The organism is Shewanella surugensis (genome assembly GCF_023284005.1).
Lineage (GTDB): Bacteria > Pseudomonadota > Gammaproteobacteria > Enterobacterales > Shewanellaceae > Shewanella > Shewanella surugensis.
On record NZ_JAKIKS010000275.1, the window covers coordinates 1 to 2,225 of the forward strand.

Consider the following 2,225-nt stretch of genomic DNA (forward strand, 5'->3'; position numbering starts at 1 on the left):
AGCGAACAGGTATTACTCATGACTATTCTCGTAAAATGGATGTTATCGAATCACTCACATTGTTACCCGAAAATGCACCGAAAGAGTTTAAGGATTCCGCGACATTATGGAATGCAGTAGAGGCCATCGAGAAACGTAAAGATGCACAATTATTTCGAGAGATAGAAGTGTCTCTTCCCAGGGAACAAACTCACCAACAAAATAAAGAACTTGTCCTGGCATATTGTGATAGCCATTTCGTTAGTGAGGGGATGTGCGCCACAGTCGCTTTTCATTCGTCTAAATCAGAGAACCCCCACGCCCACATCATGCTTACCACGAGAGAAGTCAGTGAAGAGGGTTTTGGAAAAAAGAATCGTCAGTGGAATGAACGTGGTTTGGTCGAACAATGGCGTAAGTGCTGGGCTGAACACGTAAACGAGCATTTAGAAAAAAACCATATTGATGAACGGGTAGATCATCGAAGCTTGGTTGAGCAAGGGATTAGCCGAGAGGCCACCGTTCATCTTGGCCCTGTAGCTCATGAGATGGAAAAGAGAGGAATGCATTCAGAAAGAGGTGATATCAACCGTGATATTGAAATGCGAAATTCACACCAAAATCTTGAATCCTCCAAAGGCTTATCTGCTGTCGATGAAATGGATCAAGCCAGAGAGGGATTTAAGGTTCACAAGGAAGCAGAGCAGGAGCTGATATCTATACAAAAGGCTAAAAAATCAAAGGAGTATATTCACTCTATGAATATTTCTTTAGCTAAGTCGATTGAAGAGAAAGCACTGAGAGAGTTAAAAATAGAGCAAGAGCGGCGAGAGGAAAAAGAGGTTCAACAAGCAAAAGAGAAGGTATCAAAAGAGCAAGCACCACAGGAGCAAGAACGAGAAATATTTAAGGGAATGCAACGATGAACACAGAGAGAAAAATATATAGTTTAATGACTGTAGCTGAAGATCAACAAACACTTAGTGAAGAGTTTATTAAATTACAGCAACAGGAAATGATCCAGCTTAAACAGGAACGAAAATCCCTCGTCTCAGCTCATCGTGACGTTCTACAAGATATTCAAAATCAATTAGGCAGTAGGCTGCATTGGAGCTGGATTGGGATCACATTTTTGGTGTGTTTTTTCATCAGCGCCTTATTTGTTATTTTTGGTTATGGTTATAGCCAATTATTGATTAAGGATATCAATAAATATCAACGGCAGTCAGATATTGCTGAGGCTAATTATGAAGCATTAAAAGCCAAGAACGCTGATCTTATGACCTGCAAGCATAACGGGAAAAGTTATCCCTGTGTCAGAGTTATGACGTCCTATGGTAGTTATGGTGATAATCGTGATATTTATATTCTCGACCCTAAATAGAGTGTTTTTCATTATCAAAAATAAAAATAACAATAATTAGAAATTTTATTGTATAATTATAGGGTAGCCCATAGAGGCCTTATAGATTTTTTGTCCCTAGAGGACTTAGAGAACCCAGTTTTTTAACTGGGTTTTCGCCTTATTGAATATTATTCATTAGAGAATTAGCACTTATTGCTTTTATCACAGCTCGCTGAATTTTAGTAACTTCTTCTCGAGGTAAGTGTTGATCAAATCTATATCTTTTATCTTTTAATTTATATAATCTTTCACGACTAACCATTTGTATAAGATCTGCTTTAGCCCATCGCTCTCTCTGGTCATAAAAGTCGGTGACTCTAAAGAGATTATGAGGCAGTGATATATGCAATCCCCTCTGTATGAAATTAGAATTTTCTGACGAGGATATTGGTACAACTAAACACCCTTGGTTTAACTTCCCATTCAATATAACAACCATTCTTTTTTTCACGATTTCTGGTGGTATTCTGCCATTGAAATTATTCATTTTATTTTTATTATTTTCATCTAGTTGGAATGTACCAAAATCGCATTCGAGTATTTCCCCTACTTTAGGGGCGTAGTTAATTGCCATATTTTAAACATCCATTTTAATTTGCTTTTTTTTGATAAATTCGAAAGATAATGCAGTTACAGAACGGCCTTTTTTAATGGTTTCGTATTCAATAATTAAATTACTTTTTTGGTTTAACTCATTCACAGATGGTTTTAACACCCTTTTAGATAAATCTCTAAAATCTGAGTATTTATCTGAGATACCTAAAGCAGATTTAAAATCATCAAGGTATATAATTCTTTCCCCTGTGCTATTGAATCTCATTAATAGCTCGTAAACTCTTAT

The 2,225-nt window shown here is 36.6% G+C and carries 3 protein-coding genes and 1 pseudogene; 2 read left to right on the forward strand and 2 right to left on the reverse strand.

The features are described 5' to 3' along the window. On the forward strand, positions 1–905 hold a 905-nt coding region (gene mobQ, locus L2764_RS26835; RefSeq protein WP_248943390.1), incomplete at its 5' end, for a MobQ family relaxase. Continuing rightward, a complete protein-coding gene (locus L2764_RS26840; RefSeq protein ID WP_248943391.1) occupies positions 902–1,363 on the forward strand; it encodes a hypothetical protein in 462 nt (153 codons plus the stop codon). The genes mobQ and L2764_RS26840, both read left to right, overlap by 4 nt. A gap of 139 nt (positions 1,364–1,502) precedes the next feature. Here the strand turns inward: L2764_RS26840 and L2764_RS26845 are convergent, their stop codons facing one another. Together L2764_RS26845 and L2764_RS26850 are read right to left on the reverse strand one after the other, a co-directional pair. Continuing rightward, the gene (locus tag L2764_RS26845; RefSeq protein WP_248943392.1) at positions 1,503–1,958 is read right to left on the reverse strand and encodes a type II toxin-antitoxin system PemK/MazF family toxin; all 456 of its coding nucleotides are present in this window, start codon (positions 1,956–1,958) and stop codon (positions 1,503–1,505) included. A gap of 3 nt (positions 1,959–1,961) precedes the next feature. Continuing rightward, positions 1,962–2,225, reverse strand: a pseudogene (locus L2764_RS26850) (replication initiation protein); the annotation flags it as partial.

Coding starts and splice junctions, on each gene's coding strand:
- L2764_RS26840 (WP_248943391.1), top strand. CDS start 902: ATGAACACAGAGAGAAAAATATATAGTTTAATGACTGTAGCTGAAGAT.
- L2764_RS26845 (WP_248943392.1), bottom strand. CDS start 1,958: ATGGCAATTAACTACGCCCCTAAAGTAGGGGAAATACTCGAATGCGAT.